The organism is Spirosoma panaciterrae DSM 21099 (assembly GCF_000374025.1).
GTDB lineage: Bacteria > Bacteroidota > Bacteroidia > Cytophagales > Spirosomataceae > Spirosoma > Spirosoma panaciterrae.
Map to the genome: position 1 here is coordinate 114,787 of NZ_KB893182.1, position 17,675 is coordinate 132,461.

Genomic DNA, 17,675 nt, shown 5'->3' on the forward strand with positions numbered 1-17,675 from the left:
GCCTTGCTACCAGTACTTAAAAATGGTGGTCAGGATTTTGTAGCCTGCCAGTATCGTCCCTTTGATCGTGCCCGAAATTTTTGAGTGCCCGATCCGTCTTCGATAACTCACAGGTACTTCGGTTGTTTTACAGCGTAGTTTGGCAGCTTTTAATTGCATTTCGACGGTCCAGCCGTAGGTTTTATCCTGCATGTTCAGCGCCAACAACGTATCGAACCGAATGGCACGGAAGGGGCCTAAATCCGTAAATCGTACCCCATACAATCTACGCAGCAGCCGGGTAGCCAGCCAGTTTCCGAAGAGCTGTTGCGGGGTCATGGAACCCCGTTGCCGATTCCCCAACGCGCGTGAACCGATCACTAAATCAGCGTTTTGCTCCAGAATCGGTGCAACGACGCGGGGTAGTTCAGCCGGAAAATCGGAATAGTCAGCATCCAGAAAAACGACGATGTCGGGCACGGGCTGACGTTGTGTCGCATAGGCAATACCCCGCAAACACGCTCGCCCGTATCCTTGAATGGGCTCGTCCAGTACGGTAGCGCCCGCGCGGGAGGCTTCCACAGCGGTCTGATCGTTGGAGTTGTTATTGACGACAATAACTTCCTGTACAAGTTCAGCGGGTATTTCACGGATCACCTGCCCAACAGAATTTTCCTCGTTGAAGGCGGGAATAATAACGACGATAATTGGCGGGTTCAAACGGAGTGGGGTAGTGAGGGCGAAAAGTATATTGCACGGATCATAACGGCTGGCCTGTTTTCAGAAGATAAGCTTCATAATCAGCCCATTCGTCAATGTCGGTTAGTTCATCGAGTTGGGCGAAGGTTAGTCCATGCTGCATAATCGCCAATTCGGTCAACTGCCTTAGTTCGGGCTGGCTCCAGGGCATATCCTGAAATAAAAAAGGCTGAAGCTGATTCATGCCCAGCAAATAATACCCGCCGTCGGTAGCTGGCCCGATAACCACGTCTACGGTATCGAGTGTGGCAAACGCAGTATGAATATGGCTGGGCGTTAGATCAAAACAGTCGCTGCCAATGATAACCACTTTTCCGGCCCCGGCTCTAAATTGTTCCGCAAACGCATGATGCATACGCTCGCCCAGATCCGCCCCAGATTGCTGATACTTGACAAATGGATTCCAGCCATCATCGGCATTCACAAAATCGCCGTAATACACCGCGCAACATTCCCTGAAATCAGATGCCAACGTTTGGGTGTACGTCAGTAAATGCTGGTATACGTCCAACGCTTTCGCATCACCCACCGTTCGGGCAATGCGGGTTTTCACCTGACCCGGAATGGGATTTTTGACAAATACAATCAGTTGCTCTGGTGTCATGAATACTGATAACGAAACAAGCGAACAATCGGTTAATGAAATCGTGTGATTAATTTTCAACGATTATCTTGCAAAAAAGATAGCCTACTCTCATTTATGACCATACTTGAACAGGTTCAGCAGACCACCCAGTTTATTCAATCGAAAACGCAGCTTACCCCCCAAATCGGGATCATTCTGGGAACAGGTCTTGGCGCGCTGGCGCAGGAGCTAACCATCGAAATGACCTTACCCTACGAATCCATTCCTCATTTCCCACTGTCGACGGTTGAGTTTCACTCGGGGAAGTTGCTGCTGGGTACGCTTGGCGACAAACCTGTGGTAGTGATGCAGGGACGGTTTCATTTTTATGAAGGCTATTCCATGCAGCAAATTACGTTTCCGGTACGGGTCATGCACGCCCTGGGCGTTCGAACGCTGCTGGTCTCCAACGCAGCTGGTGGCCTGAATCCCGCTTTTCAAACGACAGATTTGATGGTCATCGACGACCACATCAGTTTGCTGCTTCCTCAAAACCCGCTGGTAGGGCCAAACCCTCCCGAATTTGGCGACCGTTTTCCCGACATGAGTGAACCCTACAGCAAAGCCCTGGCTGATCAGGCATTTGCTATTGCCGATGAACTGGGCATTCGTCTCCAGCGAGGGGTCTACGTCAGCGTAACGGGGCCACAACTCGAAACCCGGGCTGAATACCGAATGCTCCGCCAGTGGGGAGCCGATGCCGTGGGTATGTCGACTGTGCCGGAAGTGATCGTAGCCAATCAGATGGGAATGGCCGTTTTTGGCGTATCCGTCATCACAGACATGTGCATACCCGAAACTCTGGAAAAAGCCGACATTCAAAAAATCATAGCCGCTGCGGGTACCGCAGAGCCCCATCTTACTCGTCTGATGCGGTCGTTGGTCAGTCGGTTATAAATCAGGCGGTTGTGCCTCCGCAACTGGACCCCGCCCCGGCGGTGCAACCGTAGCAATGCTGATTGATAACTATCGAGCGCTGATTTAAGGTAGTCAGGTCGAAATCCGCTACGTGCTGGACTGGACTGGCTACTTTTAAATCGAGCATCTGGTTAAAATCACAGTCGTAAATAAACCCATCCCAGCTGATAGACAGGGTATTTCGGCACATGACGCCAGCAGCCGCTACGGGATTGAATGCATTGACCAGTTTTTCCATGTAGCCGTCGTAGTTACCGGACGAAATCAGGTAATCCAGGAATCGACTGATCGGTATGTTGGTAATGGCGTACAGATCATTGAACTGAATCCCAAACTCATCCTGCAAAACCCGCTTGAACTGTCGTTTCAAACTCTCCTGCGAACCCGGCAGAAAAGCGCCATTCGGATTATAGACCAGATTCAGCAGCAGACCCGTATCGGGCTGACCATAGCCCACCGCGTTCAGCATACGTAACGCCCGAACAGAGTCTTCAAAAACGCCTTTCCCGCGCTGACGGTCGGTTTTGTCGGCATTGTAAAAGGGCAATGAACTAACGACCTCAACCTCGTGCTGCCGAAAGAAATCAGGCAAGTCATTGTATTTAGGGTTGGCCACGATGATCGTCAGATTGCAACGTACCATGACCTTCCGGCCCAGCTTCCGAACCTCTTCTACGAACCAGCGGAAATTTGGATTCATTTCTGGTGCGCCCCCCGTTAGATCGACCGTGGGAATGTTCGTTTGGGCCAGCGCATCCAGACAAGCCTGCATGGTTTCGCGGGTCATGATTTCCTTCCGGTCGGGACCCGCATCGACATGGCAATGCCGACAAACCTGATTACACATTTTTCCCAGATTGATCTGAAAAACAGCCGGTTCAACGGTGCTTAGCGGAAACAGTCCAGCGGTTTGAAGTTTCTGGTGAAATAGGGGTAATTGCAACGTATCGGCCACTTCGCTTTGCAGCGTTTGCAGTTGTACGTCAACGTTGGCTAACTGATGCCCACTGGCTTTAAGTGATTTCATAAGCATAATGAGCGAAAGAGTGAATGAGCGAAAGAGCGGGCTGCCGGATGGCTTTCGCTCTTTCATTCTTTCGCTCTTTCACTCTTTTATTACATCGATAATTCTTTGGCTTTGTTCATCATTTGGACGCCGTGCACCAGCGAAGCCCCGCCACGAATGGCGGCTGCTACGTGGACGGCTTCCATCATTTCGGCTTCCGAACAGCCTTTTTCGAGCGTATCGGATGTGTAGGCATCAATACAATAAGGGCATTGCACCGTATGCGAAACCGCCAGGGCAATCAGTGATTTCTCGCGGGCTGTCAGAGCACCTTCCGCAAAAACAGAACCGTAGTACGAAAAAAACTTGTCGGCCAGTTCTTTCTGAAACTCACCAATTTTGCCAAACTTCTTGAGGTCTTCAGGATTATAATAGGTCTGCATAGGGATCGGGCCGGTGCACCGGCTGAATTAAGTTAATATGAATACGAGAACAAGCTAAAAATAGATTTCACTCATAAAAGTGCCGGAGTCTTCGGGTCGTGGTGAGCACAATCCAGTCGCCTAGGCGGGGCAGGTGTGTATGAACCAGCACGATCAATCTTCCCAGTGCCGAAATCACGGTCCGTTGCCGACGTCGCCGAATATGATTGAGAATGATCCGGGCAACGTCGGCCTGACTTTTCTGCCAGCGGGGAGGCCGATGCGCAATGGGTACAGGCCGGCCCGTTGCATCGAGTACGCGTTTGTCTGGATCATTCTGCGTGAACCCTATGTGTACGACACCAATCTGAATACTTGTATGAGCCAGTTCGAGACGTAGCGTATGAGCTAAATTAGCCACGGCTGCTTTTCCGGCACAATAAGCGGAGCCGCTGGGCATGCCATTCAGCGCCGAGATGGATGAAATGAACGTAACGACGCCCTTAGTTTTGGTTAGATGCGGTAAAGCGGCTTTCAACGGATATACCGTTCCATACACGTTGCTATCGAGCACCTGCCGGAATACGTCGGGAGTCATATCCGCAAAGTAAGCCCGCATCGAAATACTGGCGTTCGTGATCAGAATATCCAACTGCCCGAAATTGTCGATAGCGGTTGCAATCAACCGTTCGCAGTCGTCGAAGCAGGTTACATCGGCCAGGCAACTCACGACGTCCAGGCCCTCGTCAAGCAGCTCATCTTCTGTTTGTGCCAAACGCTCCGTTGTGCGTCCGTTTAAAATCACCTTCGCCCCAGCTTTGCCCAATGCCCGCGCTGTAGCTTTACCAATGCCCGATTCCGAACCGGTCACAATGGCAACTTTTCCAGCAAACGGCCCTGTAGGAGTTACTACCCCGGATTTACGCTTTTTCGAGGCCTCCGAAACAGCAGTGGGTAAAGCCGACGTTTGTAGGTCTACAGGTTCCGTTGATGTGATGGGCTTAGTTAGTTCGAGCACGTTGAGTAAGGTAGTTATGTTGTGTAAACCAGTTGAAGGCTTCGTCTATGGCTTCTTCAATCGGCGTTTGGGGTAGTCCCAGTTCGGTAATGGCTTTCTGCGAACTGAAATAATGACCATCGTTCGCTACGGCAATCATGGCTGAATTTAGCCTTCCCGGACGACGGGTTAGTTTGGCAAAAGCGTCGCAACCGATACCATACAGCCTGGCCAGGCCGGGTGGAATGGGCCAGCGCGGAGGGGCTACCCCCATGCGTTGCGCTATTAGTTGAAACGCTTCCTGATAACTCATGTTTGAATTTCCTAGTATATACGACTCCCCCAATCGTCCCTGCATCAGGGCATTGACCGTGGCTACTGCTACGTCGCGTACGTGAACATAATTTTTTCCACCGGCTGGGTAACCCACCACGCGCCCTCGATAGAGTTCCAGAAGCATTTGCCCAGACGTCGGTTTGGCATCAAATCCGCCCAGCATAAAGGTCGGATGCACCAGAATGGCGGGAAGACTACCCCGTTGAACCGCTTCCTGAACCCGATCAGTAGCCGCCCGTTTACTGTCGATGTAATCGGAGCCGTATCGCTTTCCCGCAAACGGATACGTTTCATCGCCCGGTTGTTGCTTTGTCCCGAACCCAAAAACGTTGGCCGTTCCAACATAAACGAATCGTTGAACGCTGCCCTGCCGGGCTGCTTCAATCATGTTTTCGGTTCCGGTCTGATTCACGGCCCATACCACCGGATTTCGGGCCGGGTTCACCTGAGCCTGAGCTGCTGCGTGAATAACCGCGTCACAACCTGCCACTGCTGTTTGCAACGACCGAACATCTAAAACATCACCTTCAAACCACTCAATAGGCAGACCCGCCAGCGTCGGGCAGCGCTGTTGATGCCGAACGAGTACCCTAACCCGGTATCGACGTGCCAGCAGTTCGCGGGTCAGATTAGCCCCCAGAAAACCATTGGCTCCGGTTAGTAGTACGGTTGTTTTCATCAACGATAATTCAGCATGGCTTTATAAGTGCGGGCAATCCGACCGGGCGACACGTTCATAAAGAACAGCGAAAAAGCGGTTAGGTTGGCTATTTGTACACGGAACCAGCTATTGGTGTCGTATTTTCGGGCCGATACCAGTACGTCTTTCGGGATGATACAAAACCGGGCAACTTTCCGAATCCGGATGATGATGTCAAAATCCTCCATGATGGTGTAGTATTCATCGAAGCCGCCCAATCGGTCAAATAGCGCACGGGTTATGAATAGAGTCTGATCGCCCCCGCGACTCATAATCCCCGGAAAACGGGTTCCATAACTGTTGAACCGGAGCATGATTTTGTCCGAATTGAACCGAAACCGATAACAACCCGCTTCATAACCCGCTTTTACGGCCTGCTCAATATCTGCAACAAAATCAGGGTTAATACCGACGTCGGCATGGACAAAATACAGAACGTCCCCTTTGGCCAGCGTAGCCCCGAAATTCATCTGAGCCGCCCGGCCCGGCTTGGGCGATTGCCTGACTACAGCACCCGCCTGTCTGGCCACCTCAGCCGTACCATCAGGGCTTGCGGCATCAATCACCAAAACCTCCAGTAAAGAACTTCCCCCGAGTGTCAGCAAATTCTGAACTAACCGGCCAATTGCCTGGGCTTCGTTGTAGGTGGGAATGATAATGCTAAACGTCATTGGCAATTGATAAGTAAGCAAAATAGGGTTTTTATCAGCCTCTGACAAACCCTCCAGACGGGAAGCTTCTTTTCCGTTAAAAAGCCTCTCCAATGGTTAGATAAAAACCGCTCGACTGCCGTCCCATCCCGTAATCCAACCGGATGTTAAGATGGTCGCGACGGTTCATGGTAAAGCGCAATCCGGCTCCGTAGGCCACTTTGGGCTCATTAACTCGTAGCCATGATTGCGCATCTCCCAGAATACCAGCGGCTCCGAAAACCACGCCCCCCAACCGTTTGTACAGATCGAACCGGAGTTCACTCTGAAGTAAGGCTACATTCTGGTTGCGGTAGCGACCTTCGTAATAGCCCCGCATTCGTTTGGTGCCTCCCAGCAATGACAGGGCATTGAAGGGAGCCTCGCCCGTTGTAAAACTTACGAAATAATTGACCGCTAAGATTGCATGATCGCTCAATGAATGATAGGACGATACATCGGCAGTATAGCGGTCGAAGCGGACATTGCCGCCCAACACCTGATTATGAGCCAGATACGCAATGTCGGCTACAACGCCTTTGGAGGGAAAGAAAATGACATTACGTGAATCATAAAACAAGCCGAGTCCAGCCCCCGACAAACGACTGCCCAATCCGCCAGCTACGGAACCCGACGCCAGCAACCCGCCCGGCTCGACGCTAGTTACCTGATAATCTTCGTATTGATACCGAATCCCAGCATAGAGCTTTCCTCGACTTATATTGGGACTGATACGCCGGAAGGCATTGATCCGTATACGCGGGAAGTTTACGCCGTATAACTCACGGGGAACTTCCTGCTGGCCAACGCCATAGAAATAATAATTGTAGCGATAATACCCAGCCTCGCCATTGATGTAATAGTTGTCGCGGTCGTAAAAAATCTGAAAAGGCAGGTAAAACAGGATTTGCTTGTTCTGGGTATAGGCAAAGCCCAGCGTAACCTGCGACGGACGAATGGAGGCTCTGGCCCGCCCGGACGAATCGGATCGCAAGAAGGCCATATCGCGCTTAAAACGGAACGTAGCTGTGGCCGCTGCCCCATACGCCACCCGGGTTTCGGGTGTATAATAAACGAGTGGAAGGGGTAAGATACTGAACGCCTTTGGAACACTGTCGGGCGGAGGGGAAATCAATAAGGCAGTTACCAGCGACGAAAAGAGCATTGAAAAGTTGAGTTGCTTACCGTATCATACGAAAAGAGTGTCGACAGGGTTTGAATTCATGAATATTAAAACCATTCGGTAGATTGGGCCGTATATCTCTGTATAGCAAAAGTTGAACTGAATTATGACAATGCACCCCACGTATAAATTCCTGCTGGTTGGATTGGTATGCCTGCTAACCTCGGCCTTCACCGAACCAGTAGTAGCGCCTGTCGATCACAGCGCCTATGACCGATTGCTGAAAAAGTACGTCAACGAAAAAGGTCTGGTCAATTACAAAGGCTTTAAATCGGATGAGAAAGCCTTGAACGACTATCTGGCTACGCTTAGTAAAAATCCTCCGGCGGCTTCGTGGAGCAAAAATGAGCAGATGGCTTTCTGGATCAATGCCTACAATGCGTACACGATTCGGCTCATTCTCGACCATTATCCCGTAAAAAGCATCAAGGACATTGGCTCCAAAATCAAGATTCCGTTTGTGACTACGCCCTGGGCTGCCAAGTTTTTTACGATCGGTGGCGAAAAAATGAGCCTCGATAACATCGAGCATGGCATTCTGCGCAAAAAATTTAACGACCCCCGTATTCACTTTACCCTGGTCTGTGCGTCCATTTCGTGCCCCCGCCTTCGGAATGAAGCGTATACAGCCGATAAACTGGATGCCCAAATGGACGATCAGGGACGCGATTTTCTGAATAATCCGAGCAAGAATAAAATCGGTAAAGACGAAGCCCAACTGTCGAACTACTTCAACTGGTATAAAGGCGACTGGACCAAGAATGGGCAGTCGGTCGTGAAATGGGTCAATAAATATTCCAATACAAAAATTTCAGATAAGACCGACATCGAGTTCCTGGATTACAACTGGAATCTCAACGAGCAGTAATCACTGTTGAAACGGGCGGTTATGAAGCACCTGATCATCATCGGAAACGGCATTGCCGGTATCACAACCGCCCGGCATGTCCGCCAGCAGGATTCCAGAGTAGGGATAACGGTCATTTCGGCTGAATCCGAGCATTTTTACTCGCGAACCGCGCTCATGTACATCTACATGGGGCACATGACCTACGCGCACACGAAGCCCTACGAAGACGGTTTCTGGGCCAAAAACCGTATCGACCTGCTACAGGGATACGTCGAGCAGGTCGATACGTCGACGAAGCGGATCCGGCTGGCTGATGGAAAATGGCTCGATTACGACGTACTGGTGGTAGCTACCGGCTCGGTGTCGACTACGTTCGACTGGCCTGGTCTTACCGCTTCGGGTGTACAGGGGCTATATGGGCTGCCCGATCTGGAGCGGATGGAGCAATTCACTACGGGCATCGACCGGGCGGTAGTCGTGGGTGGTGGACTCATTGGTGTCGAGCTGGCCGAAATGCTCCGATCCCGACACATTGCCGTAACGATGCTGGTCCGCGATCCCCACTACTGGAGTTCGACGTTGCCCGCCGAAGAAGGTAAGTTGATCGGTCGTCATTTGCTCCGGCATGGCATCGATCTCCGGCTTGAAACCGAGCTAAAAGAAATTCTGGCCTGGCGTGGCCCGGCCGGGCCGCGTTCGGCGGATGCATCGGGTCGGGTGCGGGCGGTCGTGACGAAAGCAGGCGAAGAAATTCCCTGCCAGTTTGTGGGCCTGGGTATCGGTGTCACACCGAACGTAGCCTTTCTGAAAAACTCAGGAATTGAACTGGGGAAAGGGGTTTTGGTCAACGAGTATTTCGAAACCAACGTAGCCGATGTGTATGCCATTGGCGATTGCAACGAATTCCGGCAACCCATAGTGGGTACAGACGGAGCTTTGCGCAAACCCATCGAACAAATCTGGTATACGAGTCGGATGCACGGTGAAACCCTGGCCCGAACGATTTGCGGCTCGCGAACGGCTTACCGACCGGGTGTCTTTTTCAACTCGGCCAAATTCTTCGACATCGAATACCAGACCTATGGAACCCTGAACGCCCAACTTACCGACGACGAACAAACCTATTACTGGGAGCATCCGGCTGGTGAGCAGTGTCTGCGCATCAACTACCGGAAAACTGACCAATCCGTTGTTGGTATCCATGCCTTTGGGCTACGGTTGCGTCAGGCTGTCTGCGAACACTGGATTCAGCAGCGTACCCCTGTCGAGAATGTACTGAGTCAGTTTCGGCAGGCCGATTTCAATCCCGAATTTTCAGAATTCTACACCGACCAACTGGCCGGGCACACTCCTGCCGGATCGCCGAACCGCCGAAAGGGGTGGTTTAGGCGGTTATTTTCAACTACGCATTAATCCGTTATCACTATGCAAACTACCGGGCAACGCATTGGTCTCACCGCTTTTCTGATCGGATTTGCGCTTTTTATAGCCACCCTTCCCCTGAGCCGGTATGTATTGACAGACAAGGTCCTGAGCCAAACCATCAATAAGGAGCAGTTAGCGGCTGTCCGAATGGCTACGGCATCCATGCAGGGAAAGGTGTACGGGTCGTCGGTCGGATTTGTCGGGGATTTTCGGGCTGCCATTGCCCGGCTTAATGAAGGCTATAAGCAGCGTAATGAGACTAGTCGTTTTATTCATGATTATGCTTTTCCGGTAACGAAAGCCGCCAGCACTGGCTTTTTTTCGGATAATAGCCAACTGTTTTTCTGGCTGATTCTATTGCTGTGTGTTGGCGGAGCCCTGCTTTATATTTTACCAGCTCAACGGGCGTTGCCCGGTATAAAAAACAATGGCATCTATCAGGACCCGGCAACCAACCGGGGCTGGATTGGTGTCGTGGTGTGTGGTTTTCTGATTGGGTTCTACGTCCTGCTCTATTTTTTTCCAGAATACATGACCAATTGGGTGTTGCTGTTCGACCCACTGAGCCAATTACTGAACGGTGGGCCCGCCAGCCAGTGGTTCGTATATGGGACGCTGTACACGCTGGTGATTCTGGTAATGGGCGTGCGGATGATGGTTAAGTACCGACATAGCCGCTACCAACAACTGCGCACGCTTTCGGTTATGTTTTTCCAGGTGGTCTTTGCGTTTCTGATTCCTGAATTGCTCGCTTTTTTTCATCAGCCCGCGCAGGATTTGAAAAATATGTGGCCGCTGGATTATAGTTTTTATTTCGATTACCGAATCGACGAAAAGATAAAGGCGGGTACGTTTGGCATCTTTCTGCTCGTCTGGGGAACGGCTCTCTGGATGCTGGGTGTGCCGATCCTGACGTATTTTTACGGCAAACGCTGGTACTGCTCGTGGGTATGTGGCTGCGGTGGTCTGGCCGAAACCCTGGGCGATCCGTACCGACAGCTATCCGATAAGCGGCTGGTTGTCTGGAAGCTGGAGCGTATTATGGTGCATTCGGTACTTGTATTTGCGGTTGTGATGACGGCATTGGTGCTATACACCTACTGGAGTGGGCAACCGTCACTATTCGGATTTCTGGATTCCTATGGTATCCGTTCGGTATACGGGTCTGCTATCGGGGCTATTTTTGCAGGGGTATTGGGCACTGGATTCTATCCCGTTTTCGGGAGCCGCGTCTGGTGCCGGTTTGGCTGTCCGCTGGCGGCTTACCTGGGGCTGGTTCAACGCTTTAAATCCCGATTCCGCATCACGACAAATGGCGGTCAATGCATTTCCTGCGGCAACTGCTCGACCTACTGCGAAATGGGTATCGACGTGCGCTGGTATGCACAGCGGGGACAGGATATCGTACGCTCGTCCTGCGTCGGATGTGGTATTTGTTCAGCTGTTTGCCCACGGGGTGTTTTAAATCTGGAAACGGATTCAGTAACCACCCGAAACACCAATCCTGGCCCAATTTTGCTGGGAAATAACAGTTTTCGTATTCAACCATGAACGTAGATTACTTTCGAACGGGGCTGATCAGCCTTGTCGTATGGATGGGGCTGACACTGACGGGCTATGGACAAAATACTCCGGCCGATACAGCGCGCACAAAAGAATATGCGATTGAAGTGGCCGGAATTAAAGTGGGTACGATGACCGTTAATCGGCAGCAACGCGATAAACAAAATGTGATTTATACCCTGATCAGCGACGTAAAAGTCAATTTTCTGGTTTACAAGATCAAAATCTACTATAAAGTCATCAGCCTGGTTCAGCAAGGCAAATTAATGCGGTCTACGGTCGAAGCCCATACGAATCGGGGGGATTTCTCGTCCCGGACCGAGTGGAAAGGCGACCATTATGAGATTGCTGCCAACCAATATAAATACACGCACAACGCTACCGAAACCCGGCGTATCGATTATACGGTTACGGATATGTTCTTCTCAGAGCCAACGAATCGAAATCGGGCCTATTCGGAATATTTCGGCGATTATTTTACACTGACCTCCTCCGCAAAAGGAACCTATCAGGCTAAGTTGAATGACCGGGAAGATGAATACCACTACGAAAACGGGCAACTCGTAAAGATCATCAAGAAAAATTCGTTGAAAAACTTCATTATTCGGCCCATCGGGAAATGAAGTATAAGAGGCTACTGGAAAATCACGGGTAGTTTTGCCTTTTCGTTCAAAATCTGTCACTTATGATTAATTCCGTGTAGTACGAACGGAGCATTTACTGAGAATGTAAAAAGGGAGTTACAAAGTCACAGTATAATGCCAATCAAGAGCTTGCAAGGTACATCACCCCAAAAATCAGCTATGGATGGCTATTTCTTTTGGAGTAAATCCAGGCAGTATTGTAGTTGAACATCCCGCTTCGTTAGCAAGTCATTAACTGTTGGAATAATCTCATAATCCGGCAGTATACCCCGATCTGGATAGAGGATTGGTTTGACGGCATTTACATACTTGAATCGGGGAATTAGCACATTTAGTTTACTATGGGGCAATTCTATTTTTAGCAGTTGGCCCGACGTGTTTCCGTAGTAGCCTCCCCCAGTTTCTTCGCCAATAAACCGCGCTCTTCCGTGACTTCTAGTAATCGCACAGAACTCCGCCGTCGTTGAAAACGATAACCCATTAATCAGGATATAAACGTCCCCTTTGAAGGTAGACTCCTGGACTAACTGACGTTTCAATAAGTGATTTTCTGCCTCCGTCGATTTTTTATGCGTAGATTCAACAGAGGTAAAGTAATTGAATGGACCTTCGGCTAAATACGAATAAAGTAAGGCACCATATTCATCTAATCCACCCGCATTGTTGCGTAGGGCCAGGATTAAAGTAGCCGGTTTAGTTTTGTTGAGTTCTGCAAAAGAGCTTCGAAGAAACGCTCTAAAATCAAGATTTGCATTGCTGAGTCTAGGTTCATCAAACGTGGTTATCGTCATCAGGGCCACATTCGGTCGCGGGAAGCTTAAATCCAGCAGTTTACCCGTCGATGCCCGTCTATCGAACGTACAGGTAAAATTTTTAACCAACTCAGCTCCAATCGTTGCCGATCTTACGGGCTGATCACTTGGTTTATAATCGATTGCTAGGGAATCACCGTGGCCAATAATCCATTTATACAAAAAAGGAAAAGCGCCGTTGTTTAACGTGTGGATTTTTTTGGTCTGAATGCTGCCATCCGAAGGCAAATACGAAAACAATTCGTGTTTGATCGAAGTAATTGATCGGTTATTAATCGAGAGCAGTTCACTGCCTACCTCAACTTGACCGGAATTACTACAGACGATAAACGCTTTATCGCCAGCAAAGTAAAGATCGATTGGAAACAGTTTGGTTGACTCCTGATACCGTCTCACTAAAGCACCCGTAAAGGTAGTCCCTGTATGGCCATCCTGAATATGACTAATGCTGAACAGAATTTTTTTAGCAAACTCACTGCTTGTCAGGGGGCGATCAATGGACAGCAGGCAGCTGTCCAGCAACTTATCTATTTTTTCTTTTGGCTGATAGCGATATAAGCCGGGGTGTTCGTTTTTCAGGTAGTCTCGAAAAACCACAAAATCCATGGCTAGTTGTTCAGTAGGCAAGGGCAACTCAGCTTGGGCCGTCGTAGTCAAACCGTTAGGGGCATTCCCAACGACGATTTGAGTCAGGCACGTATCTTTTCCGTGGAGTAAAATGTTAAAGGCATACTGATGACCCGGTTTGACCGAGAAAGCAATCGAGTCAATATCGGTATAAAAGGTAATCGTTTTATTGGTAAAGGGCTCTAAGGCCGTGTACGTATCCGGCTTTAGTTGGGGTGACACCGTCCAGATACCTTCCCGTATGACATACCCATCTTTGATCCGTACCTGAGTGGAGTTCGCCTTGATTAACGGTAAGGTGGGTTGAGCCAGTAAGGGACCAGTCTGTAGCATAACGGGCAAGAATAGGGCAATAGATACCCTTACCCAAAAGGGGTGATCAATACTGAATTTCATGATTCGACGCGTTTATTTTTTAGGAGAACACTGTTTCAGGAAGAGAAAATAGCCCAGGAAGCTGGCCGCCAGGCAGAAAGCCAGGATGGCCAGGGAATGGATACCCAGGGGCAGGGTAAAATGAACCAGGGTAAGGCCTAGACCGAGCCCCAACCAGATAGAAAACCACTTGAGGGTGGTAAGGGCTTCGTCTGTTTCTCTGGCAGGTATTTCGGACACGCCCAATTCCAAAGCTCTTCGTTTTAGTTGATAGTCAAACAGGCGTTTAATCACTTCGAGCAGGGCCAACAAACCAACTCCCCCCGCTAGAATGGCCACCCCCAGCGCTACCAAATCCCGATCAATATAGGGCGTAGCGGTTTGTGCCTGAACCAGGCCAGGTGCCATCACCGCTAGCAGTGCAGGAATCTTTTTTAGGATACTCATTTTTTAATTTTGTAGTTCTACTGGATTAGACCGAACCTCCACTCATTTGTTGCAATTCAGCTAAGCGTAAGCCTCTTCATTTTGCCCTGAAATTCCTGATACAGGCTTATCACCAGGAAAATAAGTAAGCTGCTACCTGTTAAAAGGATAAGATAAGTGGCCATTGCTGAAAGCCGGGTAAACAGAGTGGCTAATTCGTGGCTAGTCCAGTGAAAAATGATGCATAGCCAGCTCAGCATACTAAACAGAGTAACCCCCACAATGACACGACTAAAATCAATTCTTGACTTAGCGGGTTCGATCTGAGAAATTACCTGACTGGCTAAATCAACGTTGAAAACAGGTTTTTCCAGGTTAGCCACCTCTTCCAGTACAGATCGGTAAAGAGTAGCCTTTAGCTGACAGTCCTTACAGGTAGCCATGTGGGTAGTCCACGGCTCAAGTCCATGGCCTTGCTGGAAGACAAACAATTGTAGTTGCTGATCCGTGAGATGGGTAGTATTCATCCGATTTTCGTGTTGTAAATCCATAAGACATGTTCTTTCAGTACTTTTCTGGCTCTGAATAAATAGCTTTTAACCGTCCCCTCGGGTAGCTGTACGATCTGTCCGATTTCCGAATAGCTTAATTCTTCCTGGTGATAGAGAGTAATCAAGGTCCTATAAATGGGATTCAGTTGATCCATGGCATCGGCAACCAGTTGAGAAAGCTCTTCCCGAATCAGCTGACTTTCAATTTCATTCTCAAAAGGTGTGGAAAATCCTGGCGAGGGTTCTAGGTCAGAGTCTCCAATGGGTACTAGGGCTATTTTTTTTCGTTCCAGGTGGTGCAGACAGGTATGGTAAGTAATTTGTCCAATCCAGGTGGAGAGCTTTGCCTGGAATCGAAACCGACCTAATTGCTGATAAACCTTCAGATAGACATCCTGAGCCATGTCTTTGCGGTCATCGGGATTGGCAATCATTTTGAAAATGATTTGAGCCACTAGGCCCTCGGTCGCTTTAATGATCTGGCTAAAAGCCCGCTGATCACCAGCTAAGACTTTACGGACCAAAATTCGGTCATTGGCTAGTTGATTCGGTCTGCTTTCCACTACCTGGATTAGACCGAACTTGAGGAGAAATGTTGCAACGTATGGGTAGGGATTTTATTAATCTTGGCCTACTGTGACTTGTCCGTCTGTTTAAACGCTCCCAGCTGATACTTAAATCTCTATTCGTCTCAGTTGGGAGCATTTACTGAGCCAGTTAGCCGATATGTCTAATCAATCGCCGTCTTAATAATCAACAGCAAAAAATGTAAGGCTACCTCATTAAAAGTAAAGTTTGGTGAAGTATCCATTTCGTAGTTTGGGAAGTATAGTACGAAAAGATAAGTCTCCAAATAGGCTCCAACTGAGACGAGGGAGCGTCTATAATTCGAGGAAATAGTAAGACTATCCAATAAAATTGGATGGCAGGTTTAACAAAATGGCGGATTAGCGACAACTGAACGGCTGACTTTTTGTGTACTATGGAATGTCAATCGGAGGTTTCGTTCCTAAGAGCTTGCTTACTTAGCTTTCCTGGCTTTTCTATAAAATACGATCCCAGCTAAAACAAGCACCATTCCGGTCACTACCCTTACCACATAATACTCATCACTGTTTCCATAAGGCGTATGACTAAGTGAATTGGGCTGCATATACAAATACCCGTTTTTGTTATCCAATACCAGATTAAACCTTTTTAATAAATCATTGCCCAGAATCAGGTGCAGCCCTGCTGAGCCCATATCACCTGTTTTATACTCAAAACCTGAAAGCTGGTAATGTCCGATACTCAGCTTTGGCCCAATCGACTCATCCAAACCGATCATACCGGCCAGTTGGCTGACTAGTCGGTAAGCCATTGGCGTATCAGCACTATTTAAAATGGAGGTGCGGGCACCCGTGTCAAACATAGCCCAGCCCCTTTGTTTCTTATCGCGGATTGTCAGACTTACTCCAACGTAGGGTATGACACCACCGTCCAGGAGCATGTCGTGACGGGTGTAAGAGCCTAGGTGAGTCGGTAATTCATCATGGACAACAAGTATTTTCTGGTCATAGTTAATTTCCAGAATTTTGCCCCTGAACAAAGAATTGCCAATGATCAGATCCTCATGATCCTTCATATTTTCCGCAATGGCTATAGGCACACCGTCCCAAACTAGGCTTCCTACCTGGAGACGATTCGTACTGGCCGAGGGAACCTGGTTCACACCATCCGAATTGGCAAGGGTAACTTTCTGATCAAAGTTTATCTTTACTTTGTTAACGGCCGTTTTATTGATGACTGTTCCTCCGGCACCCAGATCAAGCTGTACATTGGTTAGCTTAGCACCATTTAGCCGGGCTTCGACATATACTTTTCGGGTGTCGCCCAACGTGAAGGGGATGGTGTCTGGTCCGGTGCCGACACTTTTTGGAGCGGAAACCTTAAAATCTTTATAGCTGGCTGCAATGCGAGTAAAACAGCTATCCTTTCCATTGAGCAGTATGACAAACTCATACTGCTTACCGTACACCACGTTGAAAGTAATGGAGTCCAGATCGGTAATAAAGGTGACTAAGTGGGATTTTTCGGGGATCTCGGCATAATAGTAGTCAGGTTTCCTTTCTGGCATAAGGGCCCAATAACCTTTCCTAAAGTGCTTTCCGTCCCGAATATCCACCGTCTTAGAGGAAGCCCGTACTAGGGGTAAATTAGTTTGGGCGAAGGCCAATTGCGCGGATATGACCCCAAGGAGTGGCTTAACTAGATAAGCCCTGGTCAGCCGTAGGCGTTTGTTCATTGATAATCCGTTAACGGTATTTGGGCTTGAGATGGCTAGTGATGCGTATTCACCCAGGATGAAGCAAAACAAAGCCAAAGCGCCACTGGATTTTACAAACCTATTGACTTCGTATATTGCAATGCAATGTACTGTGTATTGTCAAGTACATTACTATTGTTATATGGAAGGATTAATCGCTGGATAACCGGCGTATGTTTTTACAAAAGCTCACGAATGGGGCGTCTGAAAAGGTGGCGAATTATAAAGTTATTAGCTAGTTAATCATCTGGTTAAGTCAAGCTCTTTACAATTCACTCAACATAGTGTTGTGCGCCATATAGCGGAACTATAAATGGCTGATAATTAACCATTTATAGTTTATTGATTAACTATTTGTGACTTTGATGTCTCGTTTATCGCTCGTTTCTCCGAGACAGCATGTACTAACTAAACGTGCTGTCTATAGAAGTTGGCTGCAATCTCAAATTACCATCTCACTAATCAACGTTTCATTTTCGGGCA

Annotated in this window: 18 protein-coding genes; 5 read left to right on the forward strand and 13 right to left on the reverse strand. The window is 48.9% G+C overall.

The window, feature by feature from the left end; genetic code table 11:
- Window positions 1-6: 6 nt before the first annotated feature.
- Both B153_RS0113255 and B153_RS0113260 read right to left on the reverse strand, forming a co-directional pair.
- Window positions 7-699, reverse strand: coding sequence for a glycosyltransferase family 2 protein (locus tag B153_RS0113255; RefSeq protein ID WP_020597206.1), 693 nt, complete (start codon window positions 697-699; stop codon window positions 7-9).
- A 40-nt stretch (window positions 700-739) separates the two neighbouring features.
- Window positions 740-1,342: a TIGR04282 family arsenosugar biosynthesis glycosyltransferase gene (locus tag B153_RS0113260; RefSeq protein WP_020597207.1), complete on the reverse strand. Its 603-nt coding sequence runs from the start codon at window positions 1,340-1,342 to the stop codon at window positions 740-742.
- Between the two features lie 96 nt (window positions 1,343-1,438).
- Here B153_RS0113260 and B153_RS0113265 point away from each other — a divergent pair, with 96 nt between their 5' ends.
- Window positions 1,439-2,260 carry a purine-nucleoside phosphorylase gene (locus tag B153_RS0113265; protein ID WP_020597208.1) on the forward strand — a complete coding sequence of 274 codons (822 nt, stop codon included), beginning with the start codon at window positions 1,439-1,441 and terminating at the stop codon, window positions 2,258-2,260.
- Window position 2,261: 1 nt separating this feature from the next.
- Here B153_RS0113265 and arsS read toward each other — a convergent pair whose 3' ends face one another.
- The 6 genes from arsS to B153_RS0113295 all read right to left on the reverse strand — a co-directional run bounded on the left by arsS (window position 2,262) and on the right by B153_RS0113295 (window position 7,596).
- Window positions 2,262-3,308, reverse strand: coding sequence for an arsenosugar biosynthesis radical SAM (seleno)protein ArsS (gene arsS, locus B153_RS0113270; RefSeq protein WP_020597209.1), 1,047 nt, complete (start codon window positions 3,306-3,308; stop codon window positions 2,262-2,264).
- Between the two features lie 89 nt (window positions 3,309-3,397).
- Complete coding sequence (locus B153_RS0113275) at window positions 3,398-3,730, reverse strand: arsenosugar biosynthesis-associated peroxidase-like protein (RefSeq protein WP_020597210.1); 333 nt, start codon at window positions 3,728-3,730, stop codon at window positions 3,398-3,400.
- A 67-nt stretch (window positions 3,731-3,797) separates the two neighbouring features.
- Window positions 3,798-4,727, reverse strand: a complete 930-nt coding sequence (locus B153_RS0113280) for an SDR family oxidoreductase (protein WP_020597211.1) — start codon at window positions 4,725-4,727, stop codon at window positions 3,798-3,800.
- A complete protein-coding gene (locus B153_RS0113285; protein WP_020597212.1) occupies window positions 4,711-5,721 on the reverse strand; it encodes an NAD-dependent epimerase/dehydratase family protein in 1,011 nt (336 codons plus the stop codon). The genes B153_RS0113280 and B153_RS0113285 overlap by 17 nt, the downstream gene beginning before the upstream one ends.
- Window positions 5,721-6,413, reverse strand: a complete 693-nt coding sequence (locus B153_RS0113290; protein ID WP_020597213.1) for a TIGR04283 family arsenosugar biosynthesis glycosyltransferase — start codon at window positions 6,411-6,413, stop codon at window positions 5,721-5,723. The genes B153_RS0113285 and B153_RS0113290 overlap by 1 nt, the downstream gene beginning before the upstream one ends.
- A gap of 76 nt (window positions 6,414-6,489) precedes the next feature.
- The gene (locus tag B153_RS0113295) at window positions 6,490-7,596 is read right to left on the reverse strand and encodes a BamA/TamA family outer membrane protein (protein ID WP_020597214.1); all 1,107 of its coding nucleotides are present in this window, start codon (window positions 7,594-7,596) and stop codon (window positions 6,490-6,492) included.
- Between the two features lie 130 nt (window positions 7,597-7,726).
- Here B153_RS0113295 and B153_RS0113300 point away from each other — a divergent pair, with 130 nt between their 5' ends.
- From B153_RS0113300 to B153_RS0113315, 4 genes are read left to right on the forward strand one after another with little or no spacing between them, the layout of a single operon-like run.
- Window positions 7,727-8,482, forward strand: a complete 756-nt coding sequence (locus B153_RS0113300; protein ID WP_020597215.1) for a DUF547 domain-containing protein — start codon at window positions 7,727-7,729, stop codon at window positions 8,480-8,482.
- Window positions 8,483-8,503: 21 nt separating this feature from the next.
- A complete protein-coding gene (locus tag B153_RS0113305; RefSeq protein WP_020597216.1) occupies window positions 8,504-9,877 on the forward strand; it encodes an NAD(P)/FAD-dependent oxidoreductase in 1,374 nt (457 codons plus the stop codon).
- Between the two features lie 12 nt (window positions 9,878-9,889).
- Entirely contained in the window at window positions 9,890-11,440 is a 1,551-nt protein-coding gene (locus tag B153_RS0113310) for a 4Fe-4S binding protein (protein WP_020597217.1), read from the forward strand.
- Window positions 11,437-12,075: a DUF6134 family protein gene (locus B153_RS0113315; protein WP_020597218.1), complete on the forward strand. Its 639-nt coding sequence runs from the start codon at window positions 11,437-11,439 to the stop codon at window positions 12,073-12,075. Before B153_RS0113310 ends, B153_RS0113315 begins: the two co-directional genes overlap by 4 nt.
- Before the next feature lie 188 nt (window positions 12,076-12,263).
- Here B153_RS0113315 and B153_RS0113320 read toward each other — a convergent pair whose 3' ends face one another.
- The 5 genes from B153_RS0113320 to B153_RS0113340 all read right to left on the reverse strand — a co-directional run bounded on the left by B153_RS0113320 (window position 12,264) and on the right by B153_RS0113340 (window position 17,249).
- The gene (locus tag B153_RS0113320) at window positions 12,264-13,868 is read right to left on the reverse strand and encodes a S41 family peptidase (protein ID WP_211221673.1); all 1,605 of its coding nucleotides are present in this window, start codon (window positions 13,866-13,868) and stop codon (window positions 12,264-12,266) included.
- Window positions 13,869-13,943: 75 nt separating this feature from the next.
- The gene (locus B153_RS0113325; protein WP_020597220.1) at window positions 13,944-14,357 is read right to left on the reverse strand and encodes a hypothetical protein; all 414 of its coding nucleotides are present in this window, start codon (window positions 14,355-14,357) and stop codon (window positions 13,944-13,946) included.
- 56 nt (window positions 14,358-14,413) lie between these two features.
- Complete coding sequence (locus B153_RS0113330; RefSeq protein ID WP_020597221.1) at window positions 14,414-14,863, reverse strand: hypothetical protein; 450 nt, start codon at window positions 14,861-14,863, stop codon at window positions 14,414-14,416.
- A complete protein-coding gene (locus B153_RS0113335) occupies window positions 14,860-15,411 on the reverse strand; it encodes an RNA polymerase sigma factor (protein WP_245564881.1) in 552 nt (183 codons plus the stop codon). The genes B153_RS0113330 and B153_RS0113335 overlap by 4 nt, the downstream gene beginning before the upstream one ends.
- 497 nt (window positions 15,412-15,908) lie before the next feature.
- The gene (locus B153_RS0113340) at window positions 15,909-17,249 is read right to left on the reverse strand and encodes an aspartyl protease family protein (RefSeq protein WP_157634672.1); all 1,341 of its coding nucleotides are present in this window, start codon (window positions 17,247-17,249) and stop codon (window positions 15,909-15,911) included.
- Window positions 17,250-17,675 lie beyond the last annotated feature (426 nt).

Bases quoted from the DNA above. Each gene is read 5' to 3' on its own strand.
- B153_RS0113325 (WP_020597220.1), bottom strand. From the start codon at position 14,357: ATGAGTATCCTAAAAAAGATTCCTGCACTGCTAGCGGTGATGGCACCT.
- B153_RS0113290 (WP_020597213.1), bottom strand. From the start codon at position 6,413: ATGACGTTTAGCATTATCATTCCCACCTACAACGAAGCCCAGGCAATT.
- B153_RS0113315 (WP_020597218.1), top strand. From the start codon at position 11,437: ATGAACGTAGATTACTTTCGAACGGGGCTGATCAGCCTTGTCGTATGG.
- arsS (WP_020597209.1), bottom strand. From the start codon at position 3,308: ATGAAATCACTTAAAGCCAGTGGGCATCAGTTAGCCAACGTTGACGTA.
- B153_RS0113275 (WP_020597210.1), bottom strand. From the start codon at position 3,730: ATGCAGACCTATTATAATCCTGAAGACCTCAAGAAGTTTGGCAAAATT.
- B153_RS0113260 (WP_020597207.1), bottom strand. From the start codon at position 1,342: ATGACACCAGAGCAACTGATTGTATTTGTCAAAAATCCCATTCCGGGT.
- B153_RS0113310 (WP_020597217.1), top strand. From the start codon at position 9,890: ATGCAAACTACCGGGCAACGCATTGGTCTCACCGCTTTTCTGATCGGA.
- B153_RS0113265 (WP_020597208.1), top strand. From the start codon at position 1,439: ATGACCATACTTGAACAGGTTCAGCAGACCACCCAGTTTATTCAATCG.
- B153_RS0113295 (WP_020597214.1), bottom strand. From the start codon at position 7,596: ATGCTCTTTTCGTCGCTGGTAACTGCCTTATTGATTTCCCCTCCGCCC.
- B153_RS0113320 (WP_211221673.1), bottom strand. From the start codon at position 13,868: ATGCTACAGACTGGTCCCTTACTGGCTCAACCCACCTTACCGTTAATC.
- B153_RS0113305 (WP_020597216.1), top strand. From the start codon at position 8,504: ATGAAGCACCTGATCATCATCGGAAACGGCATTGCCGGTATCACAACC.
- B153_RS0113300 (WP_020597215.1), top strand. From the start codon at position 7,727: ATGCACCCCACGTATAAATTCCTGCTGGTTGGATTGGTATGCCTGCTA.
- B153_RS0113285 (WP_020597212.1), bottom strand. From the start codon at position 5,721: ATGAAAACAACCGTACTACTAACCGGAGCCAATGGTTTTCTGGGGGCT.
- B153_RS0113330 (WP_020597221.1), bottom strand. From the start codon at position 14,863: ATGAATACTACCCATCTCACGGATCAGCAACTACAATTGTTTGTCTTC.